This is a genomic window from Rhizobium sp. BK316 (assembly GCF_014193695.1).
GTDB lineage: Bacteria > Pseudomonadota > Alphaproteobacteria > Rhizobiales > Rhizobiaceae > Rhizobium.
In genome coordinates, this window is sequence record NZ_JACHZR010000004.1 from 33,561 (window position 1) to 54,650 (window position 21,090).

Below are 21,090 nucleotides of genomic sequence, written 5' to 3' on the forward strand. Positions count from 1 at the left end.
CGACGTCAATGACACAGGAGATCCTGCCATGAGCAAGCAAATCGATACTGCCGAGACCTTCAACCCGACCAGGCGGAGCCTGATGAAGGCGACCGGCGCCGCCGTCGCGGCGATGAGCATGCTGCCGGCTGCGGCGGCGACCCCGGTGCTGGCGCAGGCCGCCGCCTGGGACAAGACCTTCCCGGAAAGCGACAAGGTCGATCACCAGACGGTATCGTTCAGGAACCGCTATGGCATCACCTTGGCTGGCGACCTGTACCTGCCGAAGGACCGCGGCAGCGAACCGCTGGCGGCTCTCGTCGTCAGCGGCCCCTTCGGCGCCGTGAAGGAGCAGTCTTCGGGCCTATATGCGCAGACGATGGCTGAGCGCGGCTTCGCGACACTGGCCTTCGATCCGTCCTACACCGGCGAAAGCGGCGGCGAGCCGCGCAATATCGCTTCGCCCGACATCAACACCGAAGACTTCAGTGCGGCGGTGGATTTCATCGGTCTGCGGCCCGAAATCGACCGCGAGCGGATCGGCGTCATCGGCATCTGCGGCTTTGGCGGCATGGCGCTGAATGCGGTTGCCGGGGACAAGCGCGTCAAGGCGGTCGTCGCCAGCACCATGTACGATATGACCCGCGTCATGTCCAAAGGCTATAACGACAGCGTGACACCCGAGCAGCGCGCGCAGACGCTCGAAAAACTGAGCCGCCAGCGCTGGGCGGATGCGGAAAACGGCAGTCCCGCCTACCAGCCGCCCTACAACGAACTCAAGGGTGGCGAAGCGCAGTTCCTGGTCGATTACCACGACTATTACATGACGCCGCGTGGCTACCATAAGCGCGCGGTCAACTCGGGCAATGCCTGGTCGCAGACGACACCGCTGTCCTTCATGAACATGCCGATCCTGACCTACATCGCCGAGATCTCGCCGCGCCCGGTCCTGTTCATCCACGGCGAAAAGGCCCATTCGCGCTACTTCAGCGAAACCGCCTTCGCCGCCGCGGCGGAGCCAAAGGAACTGATGATCATTCCGGGCGCCAGCCATGTCGATCTCTACGACCGCATGGACATCATTCCGTTCGACCGGATCGCGGCGTTCTTCGGTCAGCATCTGGCTTAGGCGATCATTGGGTAGGACCGCGCTTGACGTGGCCCTGCCATCTCCGATGCATGCTGCGACGAAGAACATCGCTCAAGCCTATCGCGCAGCAGACCGGTTGCTCCTAACCTGTGCCCGATCTCTTCGAAAGCGGGTGCACCAAAACCTTGCTGCCGCTCGGGAGCAGCGCAGTCGGGCACGTGCGGCTCGCATTCCCCGGCCTTTTCCACCATCGACCTTTTTGGCAGCGATAATCGGCGCTGCGGCCCTGTCGGATATATCTGATGCAAGCTATACCTTGCATAACAAGGTAGCTTGCTATATCTTCGACCCAAATCAGGGGCTGATATGACCGATTCAATCCAGATCCAATTGCGGAAGGGCGTGCTCGATCTCTGCGTCCTTGCCGTGCTTTCGCGAGGCGAGAGCTATGGCTACGAGATCGCGAGCACCCTCGTTACCGCCGTGGGCATGGGTGAGGGCACGATCTATCCCCTGATGCGCCGAATGCAGACGGAGGGGCTGGTTGCCACGCGCATCGTCGAGTCCAGCAGCGGGCCGCCCCGCAAATATTACCGGCTGACGCCGCTCGGCCAGACGGTTTTCGAGGCGCATCGCAGCGACTGGCGCTCCTTTGCTGCCGGCGTGGATAAACTTCTTGAGGATTTATCATGAGCAAGGACAAGTTTCTGCAGGAGCTGAGACGCGGGCTCGCCGGTCTTCCGCCGCAGGAGGTCGAGGAGATCGTCGGCGACTATGCGGCCCATTTCGCCGAATCCGCCGCCCGCAACCGCAATGAAGCGGAGGTCATCGCCGCGCTCGGCGATCCCGCCAGGATTGCCCGGGAGCTCAGGGCCGATATCGGGCTGCGGCGTTTCGAGGACAATTGGACCCTGTCCAATCTCCTTGCGGCAACGATGTCGCTCGCGGGTCTCGCCGTGGTCGATCTTCTTCTGCTGCTGCCATTGCTCATTCTGACGGTCCTGCTGGCGGCCGGGCTTGCCATCGGCCTCGTTGGCGTCGGTGCCGTCGGTTTGAAAATCATCGTCACCGCCTTGCTGTTCCAGCCGATGGTAGCCGTGACGGATTTCCTGGGGCGCCTGTTCATCGGCGCCGGGCTCGTCTGCGTGCTCATTGGCGGGGGCGCTTTGCTTCTGATGGGATTGGGGGCGGGCATCCGTGCGCTCGGCCACTATGCCCGCCTGCATTTCCGCCTGTCCCAGCTGGGCCGGCAGGAAGTCTGAAACGTTCGAAACACCTCATGGAGGGTACTGGGCGATGGCTCGAAAACTGGCATTCTTTGCAACGACCGGATTGATCGGCGCTGCCGCTTTTCTGGCGCTGGGCGTGGCTCTCTCGGGGCCGGGCTGGACAGACGCCTTGCATGCGTGGAGCGGAAAAGCCTCCTGCGTGGCGAGCGCCTCCGACCGCCAGCAGGTCACGCTGCCCTTCACGGCAAGCGACAGCCTGGTCATCAACCTGCCGGCCGCCTCGGTCCATTACCAGCCGGGCGATAAGGCGCAGGCCGTCATCAGCGGTAACCCCGCCTTGCTCGAGCATGTGCGCATCGAAGGTGACGAGCTGAGCCTGGATTGCGAGCCCGGCTGGTTCGCATCTCCGCTCGATGTCAAACTGTCGGGACCGGCGATCACCAAGTGGGAATTGCTCGGCAACGGCGATCTGACCCTGTCGCAGATCGACCAACCGAGGCTGCAGTTGAGCATCGAAGGCAGCGGCAACTCTTCCGCATCGGGAACCGCCGACGCGGTCGATCTGACCATTTCGGGCTCCGGCTCGGCACGGATGCAGGATCTGACTGCAAAATCCGTGCAGGTGAATATTTACGGCAGCGGCGATGCCAGGATGACGGCACAGGCCGACGCGGATGTTTCTATTTCCGGCAGCGGCAATGTCGAGCTGTTCGGGAACCCGGTTCTGCGCCGCTCGGAGATCAGGGGCAGCGGCCGCATCCAGCAAATGCCGTAGGTCTGCGGCGGCTCGTCACCTCTCCGCTGCGGTGAGCGGGCGGGTATGAACCGTTTCAGCCGAAACCTCTCGCCTTCAAGCCCGCGATGACTTCGTCCGAGACCTGGCGCAATTCCTGTCGGGAGGCGCCGTCGCGTGCCTGGATGGACAGGCCTTGCAGGACCGCGACAAGATAGCGGGCGAGGGAGAGGGCGCGTTCAGGATCGAGCCAGTGCCCGAGCGTTTCTGCGATCATCTCCCGCATTGTGTTTCGCCGCTCGGCCAGTTCGCGCGCCAGTTCCGTATGGTCAGGCCCGCACTGGATCATGCCGCTCGAGATCATGCAGCCCCGCTCTCCGGCGGGGTCGATGACGGCATCGATTGCCTTGTGAAGCAGCGTTTCGATTGTCTCGTGAAGGGTCGTGGTGGGTTTGATATCCCACACCGGCCCCCGCAGGCCGAAATAGCGTTCGAGCGCCTCGCGGTAGAGCCCCGCCTTGCTGCCGAAAGCCGAATAGAGACTTGGGGGTGCGATGCCGATTGCGGCCGTTAGGTCGTTCAGCGAGACACCTTCGTATCCATGCCTCCAGAAGAGCCGCATGGCGATGTCGATCGCCTGATCCCGGTCGAATGTTCGCGGGCCGCCGCGGCGTGTTTTCACAACCTTATCCATAGCGATCACTAAAGACTGCTTGACAGCAAAAGGCAAGCCGTTAGTTTGTAGTGATCACTAAACATAAGGATTTTGGCATGGTAAGAATGTTGCGCGGAATTTGGGTGGTGGTCCTGCTGATGGGCCTGTCTTCCATGGCGATGGCCGCGGAGAAAAATTACACGGTGAGGGCGCCTGATGGCCTCGAGATCGCGGTTCAGGAATCTGGTGATCCCACCGGTCCGGCGATCGTTTTCATCCACGGCCTGCTCGGCAGCCATCTGAACTGGGACATGCAGGTCGGCAGCGACAAGCTGCAGAGATATCGGCTGATCACCTACGATCTGCGCGGCCACGGTCTGTCCGGCAAGCCTGATGATGTGGAGGCATATCGCGACGGGCGCCGCTGGGCCGACGATCTCTCGGCGGTCCTCAAGGCGACAGGCGCGAAAAATCCTGTTCTGGTCGGCTGGTCGCTCGGCGGCGTGGTTATCTCCAACTATCTCGCCGCCTATGGGGACGGCGACCTTGGCGGCGTCGTCTATGTCGACGGCGTCATCGAGCTCAACGCTGCGCTGATCACCTCGCATCCCGAGGTCTATGCGGGCATGGCGTCGGATGACTTGCGGGTGCATCTCGATGCGGTGAAAACCTTCCTGGGCCTGTGTTTCGAAATCAAGCCCGACACGGCGACCTTCGAGCGCTTGCTGTCAAACGCCGCGATGGCTTCGTGGACCATGACTCGGACCGTCCCTTCGATGACCGTTTCCGCCGGTTTGCCTAGGGCGAGCGTGCCGGTTCTGCTGCTCTATGGCGGCAAGGACGTTCTGGTCAATGTCGAGCCGAGTATTGCGCGAGCTCGGACGCTCAATCCGGCAATTCAGACGAAGATCTATGCGAAGTCGGGGCATGCGCCATTCCTGGAAGAAGCGCCGCGCTTCAACCGTGATCTGGCAGAGTTCAGGGACGCGGTTGCCGGCAACTGAATTTGGAGAGAGGGGGCGGGCAGGGTGCTCGCTCCCTTTGCGCCTTGTCCGCCTACGGCGCAAAGCAACCGTCAGGTTGCAGCCCCGCGCCCGAGTGCTGCCGATTGCTGCAGGGTGATGGCATGGCGGAGGGGGTCGGCGTGGCGGTGCGCAAGCCGCCACTCGCCGCTCTCGCGCTGGTAGACGAGCGTTACCCGCAAGGCCCAATCCTGTGCGGGCAGGCCGCCGACTTCGACATTCGCGCGCTCGACGACGACAAGCACGATCATGTCGGTGCCGGCATAGGTCTGGATAACCTCCTGTTTCAGCGTGCCGTTCTTGAAGAAGCGGCTCATGCCGTCCCAGGTCTTTTCGGTAATGTCGGCCTCGCGCGAAGGCGGGCCACCGAAGGGTGACATCAGGGTGAAATCCTGCGTGCGCGGCACAAGCGCCCGGTAGGCGGCGACATCGCCCCGCATCAGTGCAGCATTGGCTTCCTCCGATATCAGGGCAAGATCAGCCGCCTGCAGAGATGCCCGGCTGCTGACTGGACCGGCGACCAGGGAAGCGAGACCGGCCGGGCCGGCGACGAGGAGGGATCGACGAGACGGTGACATGGCATGTCCTTTCCAGGTCTGGAGTTCAAAATCGCGGCTGCGAAGCCCGCGCTTCAGACATGCCCGTTTCCCGATGCTGAAGCCAATGATATGATTTCAGCGATATGCTGAATGAAACTGATCTCTCGCGCGCCGATCTCAATCTCCTCGTGCTTTTCGAAGCCGTCATCGAGGAGCGCCATGTCGGGCGTGCCGCCGACCGGCTGAACATCTCACCGTCAGCTGTCAGCCACGGGCTTGCACGCCTGCGGCGCATGCTCAACGATCCGCTGTTCGTGAAGACGCCCAGAGGCGTGGTGGCGACGGCCCGGGCGATGGAGCTTGCCACACCTGTTGCCGAGATTCTTGCCAGGGTGCGAAGCGTGATTGCGACGGCCGAGCCCTTCGATCCGGCAAGGTCGCGCCGCCGGTTCACGCTCGGGGCGCCGGATGGCGTTTCTGCGGTCTTCCTGTCCTCGCTGCTCTCGGGATTGGAAAAAGCGGCGCCTGAGGTCGATATCAGCATACGCCAGCTGCTGCCGGAGCAGGGCGAAAGCGCGCCTGCGCGGGCCTGGCGTGGTGCGTTTGCCGATCTGGAGGCCCGCGCCATGGATATCGCTGTTGTGCCTGCCGATGATATCCCGGCGCGCTTTCATAGTCTCACGCTCTATGAAGAGGATTTCGTCATCGCCATGCGCGCCGGCCATCCCTTCGCGCAGGAACCGACGCTCGATCGGTATGTCGGGATGCGGCACCTGGTCGTGTCGCTTGGTGGCGATCCGCACGGTTTCGTCGACACGGCGCTCGAACAGCGGGGCTTGAACAGGCGGATGGCGCTGACGGTGCCGAACTTCATGTTCGCGCTCGCCATCGCCGGCGAGAGCGACATGCTCGTCGCCGTTCCCCGGCGCTTCGCCGCAATTTACGCCTCGCGCTTCGGCCTGACGACGGTCGACGCGCCTTTGCCGCTGCCGCGTTTCCGACTGAGCGCGATCGCCCCGCGCGCCGCGATGATGGATGCCGGGCTGAGCTGGCTGTTCGGGATGCTGCTGTCGGCGTGTGGGGAGGGGGCGGACTTGGGTTCTGTCTGATCCGGCATTTCGGTGTCTTCTTGCGAGTTATTTTGTTGCGAGGTTTCTGGGTGGTGCGGCCCACCCCAACCTCCCTCATTCCTGTGCTTGTCACAGGAATCCAGCAGCCGCGTGTCCACGCGGCGGAAGACTCGTATGCGACAACGAAAAAGCCTCTCCTGCCCAAGAACTTGGGCAGACTGGATTCCTGTGACATCCCTCGTGCCAGCACGAGGAGGGAATGAGGGGAGGTGGTGGCGCCGACCGCTGGAACAGGGACGTTGTAGTCTCCGCTGCTGCCTCAAGAGAGATCGTCGTCAGCCGCAAAAACTTGGCCGATCCCCGGCATTTGTTGGCAGCTTCGCGAAATCCGGCCCCCGCCCGGAATGCTAGTCTCTCCCCACTTGCTTCCATTTCGAAAGGCCGCTGCCATGCTTCTGGATCGTTCCCGTCTGCCCGTCGTCTTCATCCGCACCGATGCCGATGAAGAAACCTCCATCAACGATCAGATCGAGGCGCTGCTGGAGGAGCGGCGGCCGTTCGTGCTGGTCACGGATCACGCGCCTGACGATCACGAGAACGAGACGCAGGAGGAGCGCAAGGAGCGGGCGCTGTTTTTCAAGAAGATCAAGGACCGGATGAGGGCCTATTGCCGCGGCATGATCGTCATCGACGGCGGCAGGCCGATGTCGCCCGCGGTCAAGATCGCGGCTGTCACGGCAGGAAAGGCGTTTGGCTTCGCGATCGTCTTTGCGGCAGATGAGGAGGAGGCGGAGCGGAAGGGGCGGAGCCTCATCGGCAGCCGGGACGATGCGTGGTTACTCTGACCTCCGGCTTCTGTGATAGAGCAATACGCCATCGGTTGAGTTTGCCTGCGAGGATCGGCAATGAATATTCAGGATAGATTTGACCCCTCCGTGATCGACGAGGTGTCGCGCCCGGCCTTCAGTTTCATCACCGAGACGAGTTTCGTCGGCGAGTCCGAACCGCATCGCCATGGCAAGGCGCAGCTGCTTTACGTGATGAGCGGCGTGCTGACGATGAGGGCGGCCGGCGGTGTCTGGACGGTGCCGCCGAATTGCGCGCTGTGGATTCCGGGCGGCGTCCCCCATAGCGGTCGCATGGCCGGCCATATCAAGATCGGCAATCTCTATATCGACGCAAAACTGACCGGTGGCCTGAAGGACGAATGCGGCATTCTCTTCGTCCAGCCCTTCCTGCGCGAGCTGATCTTCCGTCTGGAGCCGCGTCACGACAGTCCTGACATGGCGCCCGAACGGCTTCACCGTCTGGTCGGCGTTCTCCTGGATGAGCTCAGCGCAGCACCGCTCGAGCCGATCCACCTGCCGATGCCCACTGATCGCAGGCTGCAGCGGCTCACCGAGGCGATGGTCGCCGAACCGGGCCTGCGCTTCACCATAGACGAATGGGGTGCGCGGGTCGGCGCGAGCAACCGGACGCTCAGCCGGCTGTTCCAGCGGGAGACGGGCATGTCCTTCGTGCGCTGGCGACAGCAGCTGCATATCGGCGTCGCGCTGCAGCGCCTTGCGGCGGGGCAGCTCGTGACCGTCATTGCCGGCGATCTCGGCTATGAGAGCGTCAGCGCCTTCATCGCCATGTTCCGCCGCATGCTTGGAACGACGCCCACGCGTTATTTCAGCGATCAGATTCTGGCAAGCTCCCACAGGCTGGAAATCACGGCGGATTGGCGTGAGGAACCGGGCGATGATGGCCCTGATCATTCGAAGTGTCCGGCGTCCAATCTGGTGCCGTTCAGACGAGAGCCGAATTGATCCTGCTCGCGCCGCCCTTGTCGCTCTGGCCAATTCTAGAAAAGCATGGCCGCATTGTCATGAGACCGCTTGAGGGGCCTGCCTTCCTGAAAACGGCACGGACCCGGGCGGACTTGCGTTGCCTGCAGCACCGCGACATCGCCTGAAGGGCTGATGTGAAGCGCCGACAGGATATTTGTCGCGAAGGCGCCGGTATCGATGGCAATCCGGTTCGGGAAGATCTCGACGCGTTCGCTTGCGGTGATCGTGTGCCCATGAACGACGATCTTGCCGAAGGAGACGCTGGCGTTCAGGAACTCGTCGCGAATCCACATCAGCGTATGCGCGTCCTGCTTGGCCAGGGGAATGCCGGGTTTCAGGCCGGCATGGACGAGGATGTGGTGGTCGAGTTCGACATAGCGCTCGGCAGCGCGCAGGCATTGCAGGCGCTCGTCTCCAAACCTGCGGCGGATCTCGTCTGCGGTGATGGCTGCCTCAAGCGGCAGGCCATAGGACAGCATCGTCTCGCTGCCTCCGAGGTCCCGCCAGTGGTTCACGAGATCTGCCTGGACGGCCGGGTCCGTCTCGCCGAGAATACGAAGAGGCAGGGCGTCGTGGTTGCCGCGTATCAACTTCGAGCCCGGTCTGTCGCGCAGCGTCCGGATGACGAGATCCATCGCTTTGCGGCTCTCCGGCCCACGGTCCATGATATCGCCGAGGAAGACGATCCGGTAGTCGATCGTCTCGTCACGCGCCTTGCCGTCAATGCCGGACAGCAGCGCCTCCAGCAGGTCGGCACGCCCGTGGACATCGCCGATGGCGAATGTGTGCAGAGAAGCGTTCCCGGTCATCGATGGCTCCGTTGTGGCCTTCGGTATGACATTGTTTATGCGCTGCGCCAAGCGGGAGAAGACGGAGACCGTGACGAAGATGGATGTGATGCGGGCGTAGCGGCCCAAATGGCTTCGCGTCGTTTCTTAAGGGCGATTGTGCCGGGGGAAAACCCCTCCCCAACCCCTCCCCACAAGGGGGAGGGACTAACTCGAGGCGCCCGCATCGCTCCTTCCTAAACGTCGAAGAAGTGGAAAGCGAGTGCGGCAGTTTAAGCCCCTCCCCCTTGTGGGGAGGGGTTTTTCTGATGGGCAGAAAGCTCCGCCTGCCGGCCGCGCCCGCACGCTGACTCCAGGTTCAAAACCCAGACGGGACAGGTGAGCAGGCTCATGCGCGCTGCCTTCACCGACAGCCGATGCGTCGTTTCAAAAGCTCAGAGCGTATTCCTGATAACGCCGACCCAGGCGTGACGGGGATCGGCGATCTTGCCGTTGTTCGTGACATAGGTCGTCTTGGTCACGGAGTCCGACACATTGCCGCCGATGACGTCGACTTCGCCGGGCCGGATCGCGACGACGATATCGGCATGGCTGCAGAAGAAGCCGTCCCTCTTTCGAAGCGCCGTCAGCGCCCCGTCGAAGGTTTGCGGTGGCGTGCCGCATCCCGTGCCCGATCGGCCGGCCCAGATCAGGTCTCCGAGCTTCAGATCGGTCCCGGCCGGTTTCTCGATCGTGATCTTGGGATTTCCGGCTCTCATTCCCTTCAGGATCTTCTGGCAATAGCCGTAGTGACCTTCGCTGTAGGGAAAGTCGTCTCCGGCATTGGCCGCCTTGAAGCAGAATGAGATGAAAGCGGCAGACCATGGCTTGTTCGTCAGGCCGTTGCGCTCGGGCCGGTCCACCACCACCCAGTAGTCGTGCACAAATCCCACAAAGGGCTGGTTTCTCTCCAGCCCCGCTATTGCCTTCGGCCTGTGAAGGGGCGCTGCGGAAAATCCCCATCTTTCCCATTCGTCAGACGCGACTTTGACAAGTTCCTCGTTAAACGACATGGCGCTCTCCCTCACACAAAATCCTGTTTCGATGCGCTCCAATGCTTGCCGGTCAGGACCGCTCCCGCTTTATCCAGAGCGGCCTTCAAGGTCTTGATGCGGTCGGGATAGGCAATCGAGCCGAGTGCCAGCAGGGCATCCCGCGTCCCCGTCCCAAGCGCCTGGCGGATCGCCGGATATTTTGCCCGTCCCTGGTGCAGAATGTCACAGACGATGGCGCATCGATCCGCGGCTCGCCCGTCAAGCCCGAGGTTTCGGTCGGCTGCTGCCATCTTGTCCTTGAAGGTCCCGATCATATGAAAGGCCTGCAGTGCCTGGGCGGCCTGATGGTTGGCGGTCCAGTGTATGAACTTGGCGGCTGCGATGACTTCGTCATCCTCGATATGCGTGGTCGTGGGATTGAGATAATTCATCAGGGGCTTCGTCGAGCTCGCGTTTTCGAGCTGAACTTCCCCTGTCGTCGAGAGCCTGACGATCCGGCCGCCTTTGACCATCAGGTCCGGAAAATAATCCCTGGCCTCGGGTCGCCCCAGCATGTCGCGGAAGTAGACGACAAAATCGCCATCCGGCACATGCGCTGCGAATTGGCCGAAGCCGAAGGTGAATTTGGCGCGATCGTAGGTATTGAGCGTCAGGTAATTGCCGCCCTCGCATTTCGACGTCGGCTCGATGAAATCGGCCCAAAATCCGAATGCGGGTCTCTGATCTGCGGCGGAATAGAGCAGCTTCGGAAGACCGTTCGTCGGAACGTTGAAAAGCCCTTGGAAATCCTCGCCCGAGCTCCTGTCCCGGAAATGGGTCGACAGCCCGATGAAAAACGCTGCCGCGCCGTCGGCTTTTGCCTTGTAGGTCCTGCCATTGCGTTCGATTACGAATTCGATTGCCATCGACGCCCCCTCTGATCGAGACACGTGGAAGATTGGATGTTTCGTCGTCCTAGAGCATTTCCATTCTTCTTCGAATCACGGAAGCGCTCTATCTCTTTGTTTTTTTGCGCAATTCCTGACGCGAAACCGCTGTGCACTTTTGCTGGAGTTGCTCTAAGTCTGCAATTTCGGAATTTCGCAGGTTGCGGCAGGTCCGCTGCTGCTCACCCGCTTCTCCCGGCTTTCTTGACGATCCGCCACCTGCCTTGCCCGATCGCCTGGCGATTGGCGATCTTTTCGGGCGCAGTACCGGTGAGAACAGCCTTTATGTCGTCGCGCATCTGCGGGAAGACGCGGTAATATTGGTGGTTTTCCGGCTCCGACGGCGCGAGGATGGCGCTGACGTCGACGGCCGACACCTTGTCGCTGATGGTGCCCATATTGTCGGGGCCGTCTGCGCCGAGGCGCGGCCCGTTGAATTTCGTGCCGTTGCTGAGCGTGTTGAGGATCCAGTCCTTCTCGGAATAATAGACGGTGATCGACCGGCAGATCCGCGGCAGGAACTTGAGCTTTTGGGGATCGTCGAAGGCGTCGGCATCCTCGTCGGCTGCGGCCAGGATCACCTTGTCGAAATAGCGGCGCAGGGGAGATGACGAGGTGCCGTCGAGCGAGGTCATGGCATTGACGGCCGACAGCGTCGGGGAGATGGGGTCAGGCAGTTTCATCAGCGCCTGCAGCGCGTTTCGCATCACGTAATTGCCCATGCTGTGACAGATCAGGTGAATGGCCTGGTCGCAGCGATCTTCCTCTTTGAGCTTGTCGACGAAATCGCTCAGACGCCGCAGGGTTCTGGCGATCGCGATGCCCGATGCCGCCGCGATCCTGCGGTCATGGGCGTAATCGCCGAACGGCGTGGGTATGGGCAGGAGCGAGGCGAGCGACGGCCAGGAGAAAACGAATATGTTGACGTCGAGCCCGTAAAAGGCGCTCAGCCAGCCGGCGCGCTCGATGGAATCGACGAAACTGTTGCTGAATCCATGGATGAAGGCGATCGTCGGCTTGTTGTCGGTCTTCATCGAAGCGCGGATGGCGTCGAAGATCGTGTCGCTGCCGAGCGTGGGCGCCTCTCCCTCAGCGAAGAGGAGCTGCTGGTTGGCGACGGCGAGCGAGCCCGGCACGAGCACGTTGGTCTTCTTCGACAGATTGACGTCGACCTTGGCGCTGCCGTAGCGCACATCGATGCCGCTGGTCGGCCCGAGTTCCGTGCCGAAACCGATGATGCGCTGATGCTGCGGATCGGCTGGATCGAGCAGCGGCTGGCGATTGGTTGCAAAGTAGACCGTCTTAATCATGATCCTCTCCGCCCCTGATGGCGCGGCCGCCGACAGCATAATGATCCAGCCACGCTCCCGTTGCACGATGAGCGCGATAGCAAGCAGGTAGTAAATTGCGTCAGGCCGGGCGTATTAATCGCGCCAGATCCGGTGGATTTTACAGTCTGCAAGTTTTATTTGAATATTTCCTCAAGAATTAGCTAATGCAATTTTGTGGCGATTGCAACAGGAATCGGGTTCTCTCAGGGGCGCCCACGAAAGACGTGCCCCACTACCGGCCGCCCTGGTTATCGCGAAGGCTTTCAACGGCCGACCTCATGCCGTTCCGGCGCCTGACCGCGTGTACTCAGCGAGATTTATGTCGGATATTTTTCGATGCAGGCAACGACAATAACCTCGCCGGGCCATTCTATGTCAATTACTTCACGCTGAAGAAAAGCGCGTGAGGATCGGGAGTCTTAGAAAGTTGCGTTAAGTCCATTCTCGCCCTATAAAATAAATCGGCGGTGCAAATTGAATTGATCGGAGTGGGGGCAGAATTGATGCGCACCGACCTTGCCTATGAAGTGGCGGTGGAGTGCGTGGAACCTGGTAACCCTAAATACTTCACTGGTAGATGCGTGTCCCTGTTGATTCAGGAATTCGCCTTTATCGGCGGGGTACGTTGGGCACCAAAGCAGCTCGTGGGCGAAACACCGCCAGTTGATAATCCGATACCAATTGGTTTGCAATTCGGAGAGCTCCCCCCCGCCGAACTGTTGCCTGGAAGCGAGCTCGTCCTGCAGCAATGAAAGCGGTGACCGGTCTTCAGAAGCTCATTGAAGAGATTGTCGAAGGACTAATCGTCTTCATCTACAATACTCTCAAGACGTTTGTTTGGTTGTGGTTCAGGCCTCTGAAAAACGCAGCCCGCCTCAATGCCCTTTCTTCCATACGAAAAGGCCAGCAAATTTCTTCGTCGACTGCTTTATTTGTTTCAAGCGCGCTTGCCGTCTCCGGCCCCATCTTTACGTTGGAAACCGCGTATCAACGCATTCTGCAGATATATAGTGCGACTTGGTACGAGTGGTCTCTCGCTGTTTTAGCAGTCTACGTGTTTCTCGATATAACTGCGATGCTTATCGGAATTCTCGTTTCCTCTAAGCGCCGGCAAGCGCGATCGATCCACCTGGTTCGTTACGGAATCGCTGCCTCAACATGCTTGTTCTGGCTGATGAGCGGTCTAGTCTTGATCAAATGGGGCAATGCATACGCATCGTCATCGTCGATCTTTCCCGATGCGATATTTTACATCTTGCTCCTAATGGTCCCAACTGCATATCCGTTATTCATCATCTCAGGCCACTTGTTAAGGCAACGGGTCAACGGATCCGCAATCGTATTAGGCGCGTTCGCCCTATTGTCGGTGCCGATTGTATTTGGTGTTCAAATTGCGGCGATAGCCATTGGATTCATAATAGTGGGGCAAATTCAGGCACTAACGGCCAAGCCGCGACCGGCCACCATTGAGGTTAAGGATGCGGCATGCGTTGTCGCGAGTGACGGGAGTGTCGCGGTCACGGCCTTCATTGATAACAATCTGGCTTCCCCCGTATTCCTAGCACATGACCAATTTGATGCCATTATCGGGTCCTTCACAAAAGATTTAACCGAGTATTTCACACCTCTGACGGTTATTGCAGACCAATCCGGCACCCCCCTATTGCCTGTTGCAATTGGCGCCAGCAGCTCCGCGACTGTAAAGTACTCTGGTAGGATCAACGTGGCGACGCTTGAGTGGCCACTTGCCAAAATCGACTACTGCCGATTGCGCGATGTGGAAGCTAGACGAGTTGAACACTACGGCGGTGGCTTCGGCCTGGGTGAGAAAGACATCATCAGCTTCACAGAATTCCGGTTCCTAGGGTCGCGCTGAGGACGATCTTGGCATGCCCCAAGGGAGTGATCCGCGTTTCATGTGAATGAATTGTGGGCTTCCCCGGTACAGTTGACGTTGAAGTCTGGCCGTTTCTGCGAACCGTCGCGTCTGGTGCCGAAGTTGCATTGCGCAGGGCGGGCAGTGCTGGCATCCATCTTGTGGAGTTCGCCCGGGAATTCACGAGTTTCGGCTGAGCGATGCGAGTTCAACGATTCACCGAGAGAGTATTCTCCAGCTCTCCTGGCTGTCACGAAGGCTTTCAACGGCCGATCTCATGCCGTTCCAGCCCGTCAATTCAGGCCGGCACGGGCAAGTCCCTCGATCAGGCGCGCCCGATCCTCGGCGCGGACGAAAGACGATGTTGCTTCGACCGCGTCCCGTGAGATGTCAGGAACGAGTGACTTGAGCCGTCCGAGCAAGTCCGTGGCAGCCTCCCGGTTGTCCAGAAGTCCGGCACAGGCGGTGCCGATGATCAGCGGAACCGCATGGCCGGACCGCAAGCGATGCGCTTCCTGTGCATAACTCAATCCAAGCTCATAATTCGCGCCCTGGAAGTAAGCCATGGCGTAGTAGAACTGAAAGTCGCCGAGAAAAGCCTCGCGCGGGCTCAGTCTGAGGGCGTAGTCGATGCAAGGAATGGCGTCCGCCGCGCGGCCGGCGTTGGCATGCGCAAGTCCCAACTGGCCGTGAGCGAACGCGGAGTTGGGGTTGATCGCGACAGCCTGGCTGATCGCTGCCATCGCCAGGACATTGTCACGCGTCGCAAAGGCTATCATCGCCTGCGCAAGGTAAGCCCACGGTTCCTTATCGTCCGCGGCAATGGCTTGTTGGACGATATCCCTGGCAAGGGCCAGGGCGTATCCCATGTCTTCCCACCCCTGGAACGCGCGCCACATCATAATCCAACCTTTCATGGCGAGCGCCTGGGCATAACCGGGAGCCAGTTCGATTGCCCGATCAAGCAGGGGGAGCATCTTCCGACTGCTCTCCTCAGACAGTTGGGAACACAGGAACACCGCCCGCACGACACATTCCCAGGCATCAAGGCCATGATGCGGCTTGGGGCTTTCGCGGGCATGCTCTGCCGCCAGGAGTTCCGGCCCGATGCGGCCGACGACGCTTGCGGTGATCTCGTCCTGAATGCCGAAGATGTCGCCGAGGTCGCCGTCGTACCTCTCGGCCCAGAGATGGACTTCGGAGGCCGCATCGATGAGCTGCGCGGTCACCCTAATCCGGTTGCCGGACTTGCGGACACTGCCCTCGAGAATATAGCGGACCCCGAGTTCGCGCCCGATCGCGCGCACATCCACGGGCTTTCCATTGTAGGTGAACATCGTGTTGCGGGCGATCACGAAGAAGCCTTTGAGCTTGGATAGCGCGGTGGTGATGTCCTCGGTGAGCCCGTCGCTGAAGAAGTCCTGCTCCGGGTCGGCGCTCATGGCGTTGAACGGCAGCACGGCAATGGATGGTCGGTCCGGAAGTGCGGGCCTGGGCGATGCCGTTCGTGCGGTCGTCCCTTCCGGAAGGGGGCGGTACAGTCGCACCGGCCGCTCCATGTTCTTGAGCGCGCGTTCGCCGAGGTACTCGTAGTCGCAGTCAAGCTTGCCCTGGAGGTGATCGTACGCCGTGCCGGAAATGCAAATGCCGCCTGGATCCGCCAAGGTCTGGAGGCGGGCCGCGATATTGACGCCATCGCCGTAGAGATCCCCATCAACCTCGTGGATCACATCACCGAGATTGACGCCGATCCGGAAGATGATGCGTCGCTCCGTTGGGATATCGGCCTGGTTCTCGGCAACGCCCTTCTGGACGGCGACCGCGCACGCGACGGCATCGACGACCGAGCCGAACTCCACGAGCGCACCGTCGCCCATTAGCTTGACTATACGGCCCTGATACTCGGCCAGCAGCGGATCAATCACCTCCCGGCGCAGAACCTTCAGGGCCGACAAAGTCCCAGCCTCGTCATGTTCGACGAGGCGGGAATAGCCGACGACGTCAGCGGCCAGGATCGCGGCCAGCCGCCGCTCCGCTCTTGCAGTTGCCATGGCTGTCTCTCCCTCAGGAGATCCGCCGGATGAAGCCCAGGCGATTGACGCGACATGCACGATCCGGCTGCCCGACACCGCGAACGTGCTGGTTCATGATACCACTGAGACGGTCATGTGGCGACGCTTCACGAGAGTGCCGCCTTCAACAGGAACGGGATCCGCGAAGCGGTCACTGCAAAGGTCTGTTGCGGTCCAATGGAAGGGCGGCGTCATCAGAAGGAGGTCCGTTTTCGGGACCTCGAACCCACGTCACCCTCACACCAGCGACCGCCTCGCCACCTCGATCACCTTCTGCGTCAGCCCCGTCAGCCGGTCGGCGGCAAGGCGGCTGATCTGCCAGTAGAGTACGACATCGAGAGGCGTGCCCGATATCAGCTCGACGAGGCGGCCGGCCTTGATGTGGGGTTCGGTCAGGTGGATCGGGTTCATGCCCCAGCCCATGCCGAGCAAGGCGGCATCGAGAAAGCCCTGTGTGGCCGGCAGCCAGTGCGTCGGTGCGTTGACATCTGTCGCGAACGTGCGGCGGATCCAGTCTGCCTGCAGGCGGTCCTTCTGGTTGAAGGTGAGGGATGGGGCGCGGGCAAGCGCCTGCGGGGTGACGCCGTCGGGGAAATAGCGGCGGACGAATTCGGGGCTTGCGGTCGCGTGGTAGCGCAGCGCGCCGAGCGAGTAGCGGCGGCAGCCGGCGACCGGCTTTTCCATGCTCGTGACGGCGGCGATGACGCGGCCGCGTTCCAGCCATTCGGCCGTATGGTCCTGATCGTCGACGGAAATGTTCAGGAGGTAGCTGGAGCTTTTCGAGAAATCCGCCATCGCCTCCAGAAACCAGGTGCCGAGGCTGTCGGCGCTGGTGGCGATCCGCAGCGTGACGTGCTGTTCGGGACTGTCGCGGTCGCTGAGATCAGGCAGGTGCTCCAGCAATTCGCTTTCCAGCATGCCGACATTTTCCATGTGCCGGCAGAGCCAGTCGCCCTTTTCCGTTGCCGTGCACGGCGTGCCGCGCACGACGAGGGCGGTGCCCAGGCGCTCTTCCAGCTGCTTGATGCGCTGCGAGACGGCCGATGGCGTGACGTTCAGGATGGCGGCAGCCTTTTCGAAGCTGCCGGTCTGGACCACGGCAAGCAGCACGCGAAGGGCGGGATAATCGATCATGGGTAAGCTGTGCTTAATTGACGTTAGGAGGATTAACTAGCCTAATCCGATCGATCCGTCTACGGAACGTCTCAACAACGCGACGGAAACCTCTGATATCATGAATTTTACCACCTATTTCACCGGTTTGGCCGCCGGGCTCAGCCTGATCGTCGCGATCGGTGCGCAGAACGCTTTCATCCTGCGGCAGGGGCTGCGCAACGAACATGTGTTTGCCGTCTGCCTGGCCTGCGCTCTCTCGGATGCGATCCTGATTATCGTCGGCGTCACCAGCCTGCAGCAGGTGGTAAACCTCATGCCCTGGCTCGATCCGGTCATGCGCTATGGCGGGGCGGCATTCCTCGTCTGGTATGGGGCGAAAAGCCTCTATTCGGCGGTGCGGTCGTCGGGCGCGCTGCAGGTCGCAAATGGGGCGGGGGCGAGTTTCGGCAAGACCATGGCCATGTGCCTGGCGCTCACCTGGCTCAACCCGCATGTCTATCTCGATACGGTCATACTGCTCGGCACGATCTCGACGCGTTTTGCCGGTCATCAGGCAGCGTTTGCCGCAGGCGCTGTGACCGGCTCCTTCGTGTTCTTTTTTTCATTGGGATATGGTGCGGCCTGGCTTCGCCCCATCTTTTCACGACCGGTGTCCTGGCGCATTCTCGAAACCATCATCGCCTGCGTGATGTGGCTGATCTCGTTCAGGCTCCTGAACGGCATGTAACGGCAGCATGCGCCTCAAGCCCATTCGACCCCAGGGAATTCAGAATGTCATTCGATCCGCATCACCTTGCCCTCGTCTTCACCGCCTATATCATCGCCGCAGCCAGCCCCGGTCCCAGCAATATGCGCATCATGGGTGTGGCCATGCATCAGGGTCGCCAGTCGGCGCTGATGATTGCCGCCGGTGTCGTCAGCGGCTCGCTCTTCTGGGGCTCGATGGCGGCGACCGGGGTTTCGGCCATTCTGGCGCAATATGCGCAGGCGCTGATCATCCTGAAAATCTTCGGGGGTCTCTACCTGCTGTTCCTCGCCTACAAGGCCGGCAAATCGGCGATGACCTCCGATGAGAAGCAGGGCAGGGCGATCGATGCCATCAGGCCGGCCTCCGGCTTCAGCCTCTATCGTCGCGGGTTGCTGATGCATCTGACGAACCCGAAGGCGCTGCTCGGCTGGATCGCGACCATGACGCTCGGTCTCGGCCCGGGCGCGACGCCGGCGACCGTTGCCGTCATCCTGGCGGGCTGCGCTATTCTGAGCGTCACCATTTTCGGCGGTTATGCCTTGGTCTTCTCCACTGCGCCGATGATCCGTATGTATCGCCATGCGCGGCGCTGGATCGAGGGCACGCTGGCGCTCGTTTTCGGGGCGGCGGGCATGAAGCTCCTGCTGTCACGCGCATAAGAAGGACGTTCCCGATGCCGCTTTTCCATGGCCTTTCCGCCTTTCCGATCACGCCGGCCGATGCCTCCGGCATCGTTGATACCGGCGCGCTCGCCACAGTGCTTGGCCGTATCCAGGTCGCGGGCGCCGATTCCATCGGCCTGCTCGGCAGCACCGGCGCTTACGCTTTCCTGTCGCGCGGAGAGCGGCGCCGGGCGGTGGATACGGCGATGTCTGCTGTCGGCGGCAAGATCCCCGTCATCGTCGGCGTCGGGGCGCTCAGGACGGACGAGGCGCAGGCGCTCGCCAGAGATGCGCGGGAGCTCGGGGCGGACGGTCTTCTTCTGGCGCCGGTCTCCTACACGCCACTCACCGATGACGAGGTCTACGAGCATTTCGCCGCCGTGGCCGATGCCGGTCAGTTGCCGCTCTGCATCTACAACAATCCGGGCACGACGAAATTCACCTTCAGCGCCGACCTGATCGCCCGGCTTTCCAAGCTCGGCACTGTCAAGGCGGTGAAAATGCCGCTGCCTGCCAATGGCGATTTCGCCGAGGAGATCGCAAGTCTCCGGGCAGTGACGCCGGCGGATTTTGCGGGCGGCTACAGCGGCGACTGGGGTGCTGCAGATGCGCTGCTGGCGGGTGCCGACGGCTGGTACAGCGTGGTTGCGGGCTTGCTGCCCGCCGAAGCGTTAAAGTTGACGCGGGCCGCGCAGGCGGGTGACACCAAGGAGGCGGGACGCATCAACGACGCCTTCGCGCCGCTCTGGGCGCTGTTCAGGGAATTCGGCAGTTTCCGCGTCATGTACACCATTGCCGATCTCCTCGGCCTTGGCCGGTTTGCGCCGCCGCGCCCGGTGCTCGGCCTTCCGGAACAGGCGCGCGGGCGGGTGCGCGAGGCGCTGGAGAGCCTGGGGGCGGCGGTCGGCCAGTAGAGCATTTCCGCTGCCGGAATTGCTCCGGTCAGCGCAGGGCTCGACTAAAGCCGCCGGCTAAGCCCGCAGGATCTTCTCCATCGCCTTTCCCCTGGCCAGTTCGTCGATCAGCTTGTCGAGGGTGCGGATCTCCCGCATGGTCGGCTCCTCGATCTCTTCGACGCGCACGCCACAGACGACACCAGATATCAGCGACCGGGAAGGGTTCATCGCCGGCGCCTGCGCGAAGAAATCCTCGAAACTGGTTTCCTGCGTCAGCTCATCGTCCAGACTCTCCGGGCTGTGCCCCGTCAGCCAGCAGATGATCTCGTGGAACTCCGCTTTGGTGCGGCCCTTCTTCTCGGCCTTGGCGATATAATGGGGGTAAACGCTTGCGACGCTGATCGAATAGATACGATGCTTCGTCATGCCTCCTCCTGACGTCGCGCATCTCGCGACGGCGCGGACAGCTTTCCCGTTGCGCGATCTTTTCAGACGCCATGATAGACGAGGCGCGTGAACAATTCAGGGGTGACGAGGAACTGCCCCCATTTCGCATCGAACTCGGCTGTCGGCTTTGCGGCAATGATCTCGTCGATCGGCTTTCCGGCTGCTTTCAGTTTGGCGACGTTCCCGCGGATATCGACCAGCATCGTCCTGTATTCGGAGAGTTCCGATTTGTTGCTGACGGGATGGCCGTGACCGGGGATGACGATCGTGTCGTTGGCGACATTGGCCAGGATGTCCTCGACCGCCTTGATCAGTCCGTCGATCCCGCCGCCGGTCGAATAGTCGATGAACGGATAGATGCCGTACCAATAGAGGTCTCCGGCGTGGACGATGTTCGCTTCACCGAAGGTGACGGAGATGTCGCCATCGGTGTGAGCATTCGGATGATGCTTCAGCATCAGGGTGGATTTGTCGAGCTTTAGGGACATCTCGTCACCGACGGTTTCCGACGGCACGGCGGCGAGCGGCGGTCGCGGGAATTCGTAATCCCAGTCTTCGACCCTCACGACCGACATCAGGTGTTTGCTGGTGTTTTCATGCGCCAGAATGGCCGCGCCCTCGGCGTTCAGCCATGCGTTTCCATCCGTATGATCGAAATGCCAGTGGGTGTTGATGAGATGACTGATCGGCTGTTTGCCAAGTCGGGCCAGGGCTTCGAGTATCCGCGGCCGGGACGCGGTGATGCCGCCATCGATGAGAACCTTTCCGTCCGCCCCCGTCAGGACGGCGATGTTTCCGCCCGATCCTTCAAGGACCGATACGCCGGCCCTTGCCTTATGGACCTTGATCGGGTCCTTGGCGGCAGCGTCGCGGATCAGGTCGACGATGCCCTGCGCCTTCGCGAATACCTGTCTCGGGGTAAGCCAGCCTCCCGATACGGCGAATGTCGAGGCGGCCATGCAGCAGAGACAAAACCCGCGACGGGAAAGTCTGAAATCCTGGGTCATTTGGCAGGTCCTTTCCGGAATGGCGGCGGGGCTGCAGG

The 21,090-nt window shown here is 61.3% G+C and carries 23 protein-coding genes; 13 read left to right on the plus strand and 10 right to left on the minus strand.

What is annotated here, in order from left to right:
• Positions 1 to 28: 28 nt before the first annotated feature.
• The 4 genes from FHT87_RS18950 (at position 29) to FHT87_RS18965 (ending at position 3,073) form a co-directional block, all read left to right on the plus strand.
• The gene (locus tag FHT87_RS18950; protein WP_183804167.1) at positions 29 to 1,108 is read left to right on the plus strand and encodes an alpha/beta hydrolase; all 1,080 of its coding nucleotides are present in this window, start codon (positions 29 to 31) and stop codon (positions 1,106 to 1,108) included.
• Positions 1,109 to 1,435: 327 nt separating this feature from the next.
• Positions 1,436 to 1,762, plus strand: coding sequence for a PadR family transcriptional regulator (locus FHT87_RS18955; protein ID WP_183735949.1), 327 nt, complete (start codon positions 1,436 to 1,438; stop codon positions 1,760 to 1,762).
• Entirely contained in the window at positions 1,759 to 2,331 is a 573-nt protein-coding gene (locus FHT87_RS18960; RefSeq protein ID WP_183735950.1) for a DUF1700 domain-containing protein, read from the plus strand. The genes FHT87_RS18955 and FHT87_RS18960 overlap by 4 nt, the downstream gene beginning before the upstream one ends.
• A 34-nt stretch (positions 2,332 to 2,365) precedes the next feature.
• Complete coding sequence (locus FHT87_RS18965; RefSeq protein ID WP_183804169.1) at positions 2,366 to 3,073, plus strand: DUF2807 domain-containing protein; 708 nt, start codon at positions 2,366 to 2,368, stop codon at positions 3,071 to 3,073.
• 55 nt (positions 3,074 to 3,128) lie between these two features.
• On the opposite strand, the gene FHT87_RS18970 is transcribed toward FHT87_RS18965, so the two are convergent.
• Positions 3,129 to 3,725 (minus strand): TetR/AcrR family transcriptional regulator, encoded by a 597-nt coding sequence (locus FHT87_RS18970; protein WP_183804171.1) that lies wholly within the window; start codon positions 3,723 to 3,725, stop codon positions 3,129 to 3,131.
• A gap of 77 nt (positions 3,726 to 3,802) precedes the next feature.
• Here FHT87_RS18970 and FHT87_RS18975 point away from each other — a divergent pair, with 77 nt between their 5' ends.
• The gene (locus FHT87_RS18975; RefSeq protein ID WP_183804173.1) at positions 3,803 to 4,690 is read left to right on the plus strand and encodes an alpha/beta hydrolase; all 888 of its coding nucleotides are present in this window, start codon (positions 3,803 to 3,805) and stop codon (positions 4,688 to 4,690) included.
• 71 nt (positions 4,691 to 4,761) lie between these two features.
• Here FHT87_RS18975 and FHT87_RS18980 read toward each other — a convergent pair whose 3' ends face one another.
• Positions 4,762 to 5,286: a DUF4440 domain-containing protein gene (locus tag FHT87_RS18980; RefSeq protein ID WP_183735954.1), complete on the minus strand. Its 525-nt coding sequence runs from the start codon at positions 5,284 to 5,286 to the stop codon at positions 4,762 to 4,764.
• A 104-nt stretch (positions 5,287 to 5,390) separates the two neighbouring features.
• Between FHT87_RS18980 and FHT87_RS18985 the strand changes: the two genes are divergently transcribed.
• The 3 genes from FHT87_RS18985 to FHT87_RS18995 all read left to right on the plus strand — a co-directional run bounded on the left by FHT87_RS18985 (position 5,391) and on the right by FHT87_RS18995 (position 8,128).
• Entirely contained in the window at positions 5,391 to 6,356 is a 966-nt protein-coding gene (locus tag FHT87_RS18985; protein WP_183804175.1) for a LysR family transcriptional regulator, read from the plus strand.
• A gap of 410 nt (positions 6,357 to 6,766) precedes the next feature.
• Positions 6,767 to 7,162, plus strand: coding sequence for a hypothetical protein (locus FHT87_RS18990; RefSeq protein ID WP_183735956.1), 396 nt, complete (start codon positions 6,767 to 6,769; stop codon positions 7,160 to 7,162).
• Positions 7,163 to 7,222: 60 nt separating this feature from the next.
• On the plus strand, positions 7,223 to 8,128 hold the full coding sequence (locus FHT87_RS18995) for a helix-turn-helix transcriptional regulator (protein WP_183804178.1): 906 nt from the start codon (positions 7,223 to 7,225) through the stop codon (positions 8,126 to 8,128).
• Between the two features lie 35 nt (positions 8,129 to 8,163).
• Here FHT87_RS18995 and FHT87_RS19000 read toward each other — a convergent pair whose 3' ends face one another.
• The 4 genes from FHT87_RS19000 to FHT87_RS19015 all read right to left on the minus strand — a co-directional run bounded on the left by FHT87_RS19000 (position 8,164) and on the right by FHT87_RS19015 (position 12,207).
• The gene (locus tag FHT87_RS19000) at positions 8,164 to 8,958 is read right to left on the minus strand and encodes a metallophosphoesterase (protein ID WP_183804180.1); all 795 of its coding nucleotides are present in this window, start codon (positions 8,956 to 8,958) and stop codon (positions 8,164 to 8,166) included.
• A gap of 413 nt (positions 8,959 to 9,371) precedes the next feature.
• Positions 9,372 to 9,989, minus strand: a complete 618-nt coding sequence (locus tag FHT87_RS19005) for a DUF2272 domain-containing protein (RefSeq protein WP_183735959.1) — start codon at positions 9,987 to 9,989, stop codon at positions 9,372 to 9,374.
• A gap of 11 nt (positions 9,990 to 10,000) precedes the next feature.
• Positions 10,001 to 10,876 carry a hypothetical protein gene (locus FHT87_RS19010; RefSeq protein WP_183804182.1) on the minus strand — a complete coding sequence of 292 codons (876 nt, stop codon included), beginning with the start codon at positions 10,874 to 10,876 and terminating at the stop codon, positions 10,001 to 10,003.
• A 203-nt stretch (positions 10,877 to 11,079) separates the two neighbouring features.
• The gene (locus FHT87_RS19015; protein WP_183804184.1) at positions 11,080 to 12,207 is read right to left on the minus strand and encodes an alpha/beta hydrolase; all 1,128 of its coding nucleotides are present in this window, start codon (positions 12,205 to 12,207) and stop codon (positions 11,080 to 11,082) included.
• A 524-nt stretch (positions 12,208 to 12,731) separates the two neighbouring features.
• Between FHT87_RS19015 and FHT87_RS19020 the strand changes: the two genes are divergently transcribed.
• Positions 12,732 to 12,980, plus strand: coding sequence for a hypothetical protein (locus tag FHT87_RS19020; protein ID WP_183804186.1), 249 nt, complete (start codon positions 12,732 to 12,734; stop codon positions 12,978 to 12,980).
• On the plus strand, positions 12,977 to 14,104 hold the full coding sequence (locus tag FHT87_RS19025) for a hypothetical protein (protein WP_183804188.1): 1,128 nt from the start codon (positions 12,977 to 12,979) through the stop codon (positions 14,102 to 14,104). The genes FHT87_RS19020 and FHT87_RS19025 overlap by 4 nt, the downstream gene beginning before the upstream one ends.
• A 293-nt stretch (positions 14,105 to 14,397) precedes the next feature.
• On the opposite strand, the gene FHT87_RS19030 is transcribed toward FHT87_RS19025, so the two are convergent.
• Positions 14,398 to 16,155, minus strand: coding sequence for an adenylate/guanylate cyclase domain-containing protein (locus FHT87_RS19030; protein ID WP_183804189.1), 1,758 nt, complete (start codon positions 16,153 to 16,155; stop codon positions 14,398 to 14,400).
• Positions 16,156 to 16,413: 258 nt separating this feature from the next.
• Positions 16,414 to 17,310, minus strand: coding sequence for a LysR family transcriptional regulator ArgP (locus FHT87_RS19035; RefSeq protein WP_183804191.1), 897 nt, complete (start codon positions 17,308 to 17,310; stop codon positions 16,414 to 16,416).
• A gap of 100 nt (positions 17,311 to 17,410) precedes the next feature.
• On the opposite strand from FHT87_RS19035, the gene FHT87_RS19040 reads away from it, so the two are divergent.
• From FHT87_RS19040 to FHT87_RS19050, 3 genes are read left to right on the plus strand one after another with little or no spacing between them, the layout of a single operon-like run.
• Positions 17,411 to 18,019 (plus strand): LysE/ArgO family amino acid transporter, encoded by a 609-nt coding sequence (locus FHT87_RS19040; protein WP_183804193.1) that lies wholly within the window; start codon positions 17,411 to 17,413, stop codon positions 18,017 to 18,019.
• 44 nt (positions 18,020 to 18,063) lie between these two features.
• Positions 18,064 to 18,699: a LysE family translocator gene (locus FHT87_RS19045; RefSeq protein ID WP_183804196.1), complete on the plus strand. Its 636-nt coding sequence runs from the start codon at positions 18,064 to 18,066 to the stop codon at positions 18,697 to 18,699.
• A gap of 14 nt (positions 18,700 to 18,713) precedes the next feature.
• A complete protein-coding gene (locus tag FHT87_RS19050) occupies positions 18,714 to 19,616 on the plus strand; it encodes a dihydrodipicolinate synthase family protein (protein WP_183804199.1) in 903 nt (300 codons plus the stop codon).
• Between the two features lie 57 nt (positions 19,617 to 19,673).
• Here the strand turns inward: FHT87_RS19050 and FHT87_RS19055 are convergent, their stop codons facing one another.
• Together FHT87_RS19055 and FHT87_RS19060 are read right to left on the minus strand one after the other, a co-directional pair.
• A complete protein-coding gene (locus tag FHT87_RS19055) occupies positions 19,674 to 20,024 on the minus strand; it encodes a DUF2200 domain-containing protein (RefSeq protein ID WP_183804202.1) in 351 nt (116 codons plus the stop codon).
• A 62-nt stretch (positions 20,025 to 20,086) separates the two neighbouring features.
• Positions 20,087 to 21,052, minus strand: a complete 966-nt coding sequence (locus FHT87_RS19060) for an MBL fold metallo-hydrolase (protein WP_246699638.1) — start codon at positions 21,050 to 21,052, stop codon at positions 20,087 to 20,089.
• Between the last annotated feature and the right edge of the window lie 38 nt (positions 21,053 to 21,090).

Coding starts and splice junctions, on each gene's coding strand:
- FHT87_RS18990 (WP_183735956.1), top strand. CDS start 6,767: ATGCTTCTGGATCGTTCCCGTCTGCCCGTCGTCTTCATCCGCACCGAT.
- FHT87_RS18955 (WP_183735949.1), top strand. CDS start 1,436: ATGACCGATTCAATCCAGATCCAATTGCGGAAGGGCGTGCTCGATCTC.
- FHT87_RS19055 (WP_183804202.1), bottom strand. CDS start 20,024: ATGACGAAGCATCGTATCTATTCGATCAGCGTCGCAAGCGTTTACCCC.
- FHT87_RS18965 (WP_183804169.1), top strand. CDS start 2,366: ATGGCTCGAAAACTGGCATTCTTTGCAACGACCGGATTGATCGGCGCT.
- FHT87_RS19050 (WP_183804199.1), top strand. CDS start 18,714: ATGCCGCTTTTCCATGGCCTTTCCGCCTTTCCGATCACGCCGGCCGAT.
- FHT87_RS19060 (WP_246699638.1), bottom strand. CDS start 21,052: ATGACCCAGGATTTCAGACTTTCCCGTCGCGGGTTTTGTCTCTGCTGC.
- FHT87_RS18980 (WP_183735954.1), bottom strand. CDS start 5,286: ATGTCACCGTCTCGTCGATCCCTCCTCGTCGCCGGCCCGGCCGGTCTC.
- FHT87_RS18975 (WP_183804173.1), top strand. CDS start 3,803: ATGGTAAGAATGTTGCGCGGAATTTGGGTGGTGGTCCTGCTGATGGGC.
- FHT87_RS19035 (WP_183804191.1), bottom strand. CDS start 17,310: ATGATCGATTATCCCGCCCTTCGCGTGCTGCTTGCCGTGGTCCAGACC.
- FHT87_RS19000 (WP_183804180.1), bottom strand. CDS start 8,958: ATGACCGGGAACGCTTCTCTGCACACATTCGCCATCGGCGATGTCCAC.
- FHT87_RS18970 (WP_183804171.1), bottom strand. CDS start 3,725: ATGGATAAGGTTGTGAAAACACGCCGCGGCGGCCCGCGAACATTCGAC.
- FHT87_RS19030 (WP_183804189.1), bottom strand. CDS start 16,155: ATGGCAACTGCAAGAGCGGAGCGGCGGCTGGCCGCGATCCTGGCCGCT.
- FHT87_RS19005 (WP_183735959.1), bottom strand. CDS start 9,989: ATGTCGTTTAACGAGGAACTTGTCAAAGTCGCGTCTGACGAATGGGAA.
- FHT87_RS19010 (WP_183804182.1), bottom strand. CDS start 10,876: ATGGCAATCGAATTCGTAATCGAACGCAATGGCAGGACCTACAAGGCA.
- FHT87_RS18995 (WP_183804178.1), top strand. CDS start 7,223: ATGAATATTCAGGATAGATTTGACCCCTCCGTGATCGACGAGGTGTCG.
- FHT87_RS19020 (WP_183804186.1), top strand. CDS start 12,732: ATGCGCACCGACCTTGCCTATGAAGTGGCGGTGGAGTGCGTGGAACCT.
- FHT87_RS19015 (WP_183804184.1), bottom strand. CDS start 12,207: ATGATTAAGACGGTCTACTTTGCAACCAATCGCCAGCCGCTGCTCGAT.
- FHT87_RS18985 (WP_183804175.1), top strand. CDS start 5,391: ATGCTGAATGAAACTGATCTCTCGCGCGCCGATCTCAATCTCCTCGTG.
- FHT87_RS18950 (WP_183804167.1), top strand. CDS start 29: ATGAGCAAGCAAATCGATACTGCCGAGACCTTCAACCCGACCAGGCGG.
- FHT87_RS19040 (WP_183804193.1), top strand. CDS start 17,411: ATGAATTTTACCACCTATTTCACCGGTTTGGCCGCCGGGCTCAGCCTG.
- FHT87_RS19025 (WP_183804188.1), top strand. CDS start 12,977: ATGAAAGCGGTGACCGGTCTTCAGAAGCTCATTGAAGAGATTGTCGAA.
- FHT87_RS18960 (WP_183735950.1), top strand. CDS start 1,759: ATGAGCAAGGACAAGTTTCTGCAGGAGCTGAGACGCGGGCTCGCCGGT.
- FHT87_RS19045 (WP_183804196.1), top strand. CDS start 18,064: ATGTCATTCGATCCGCATCACCTTGCCCTCGTCTTCACCGCCTATATC.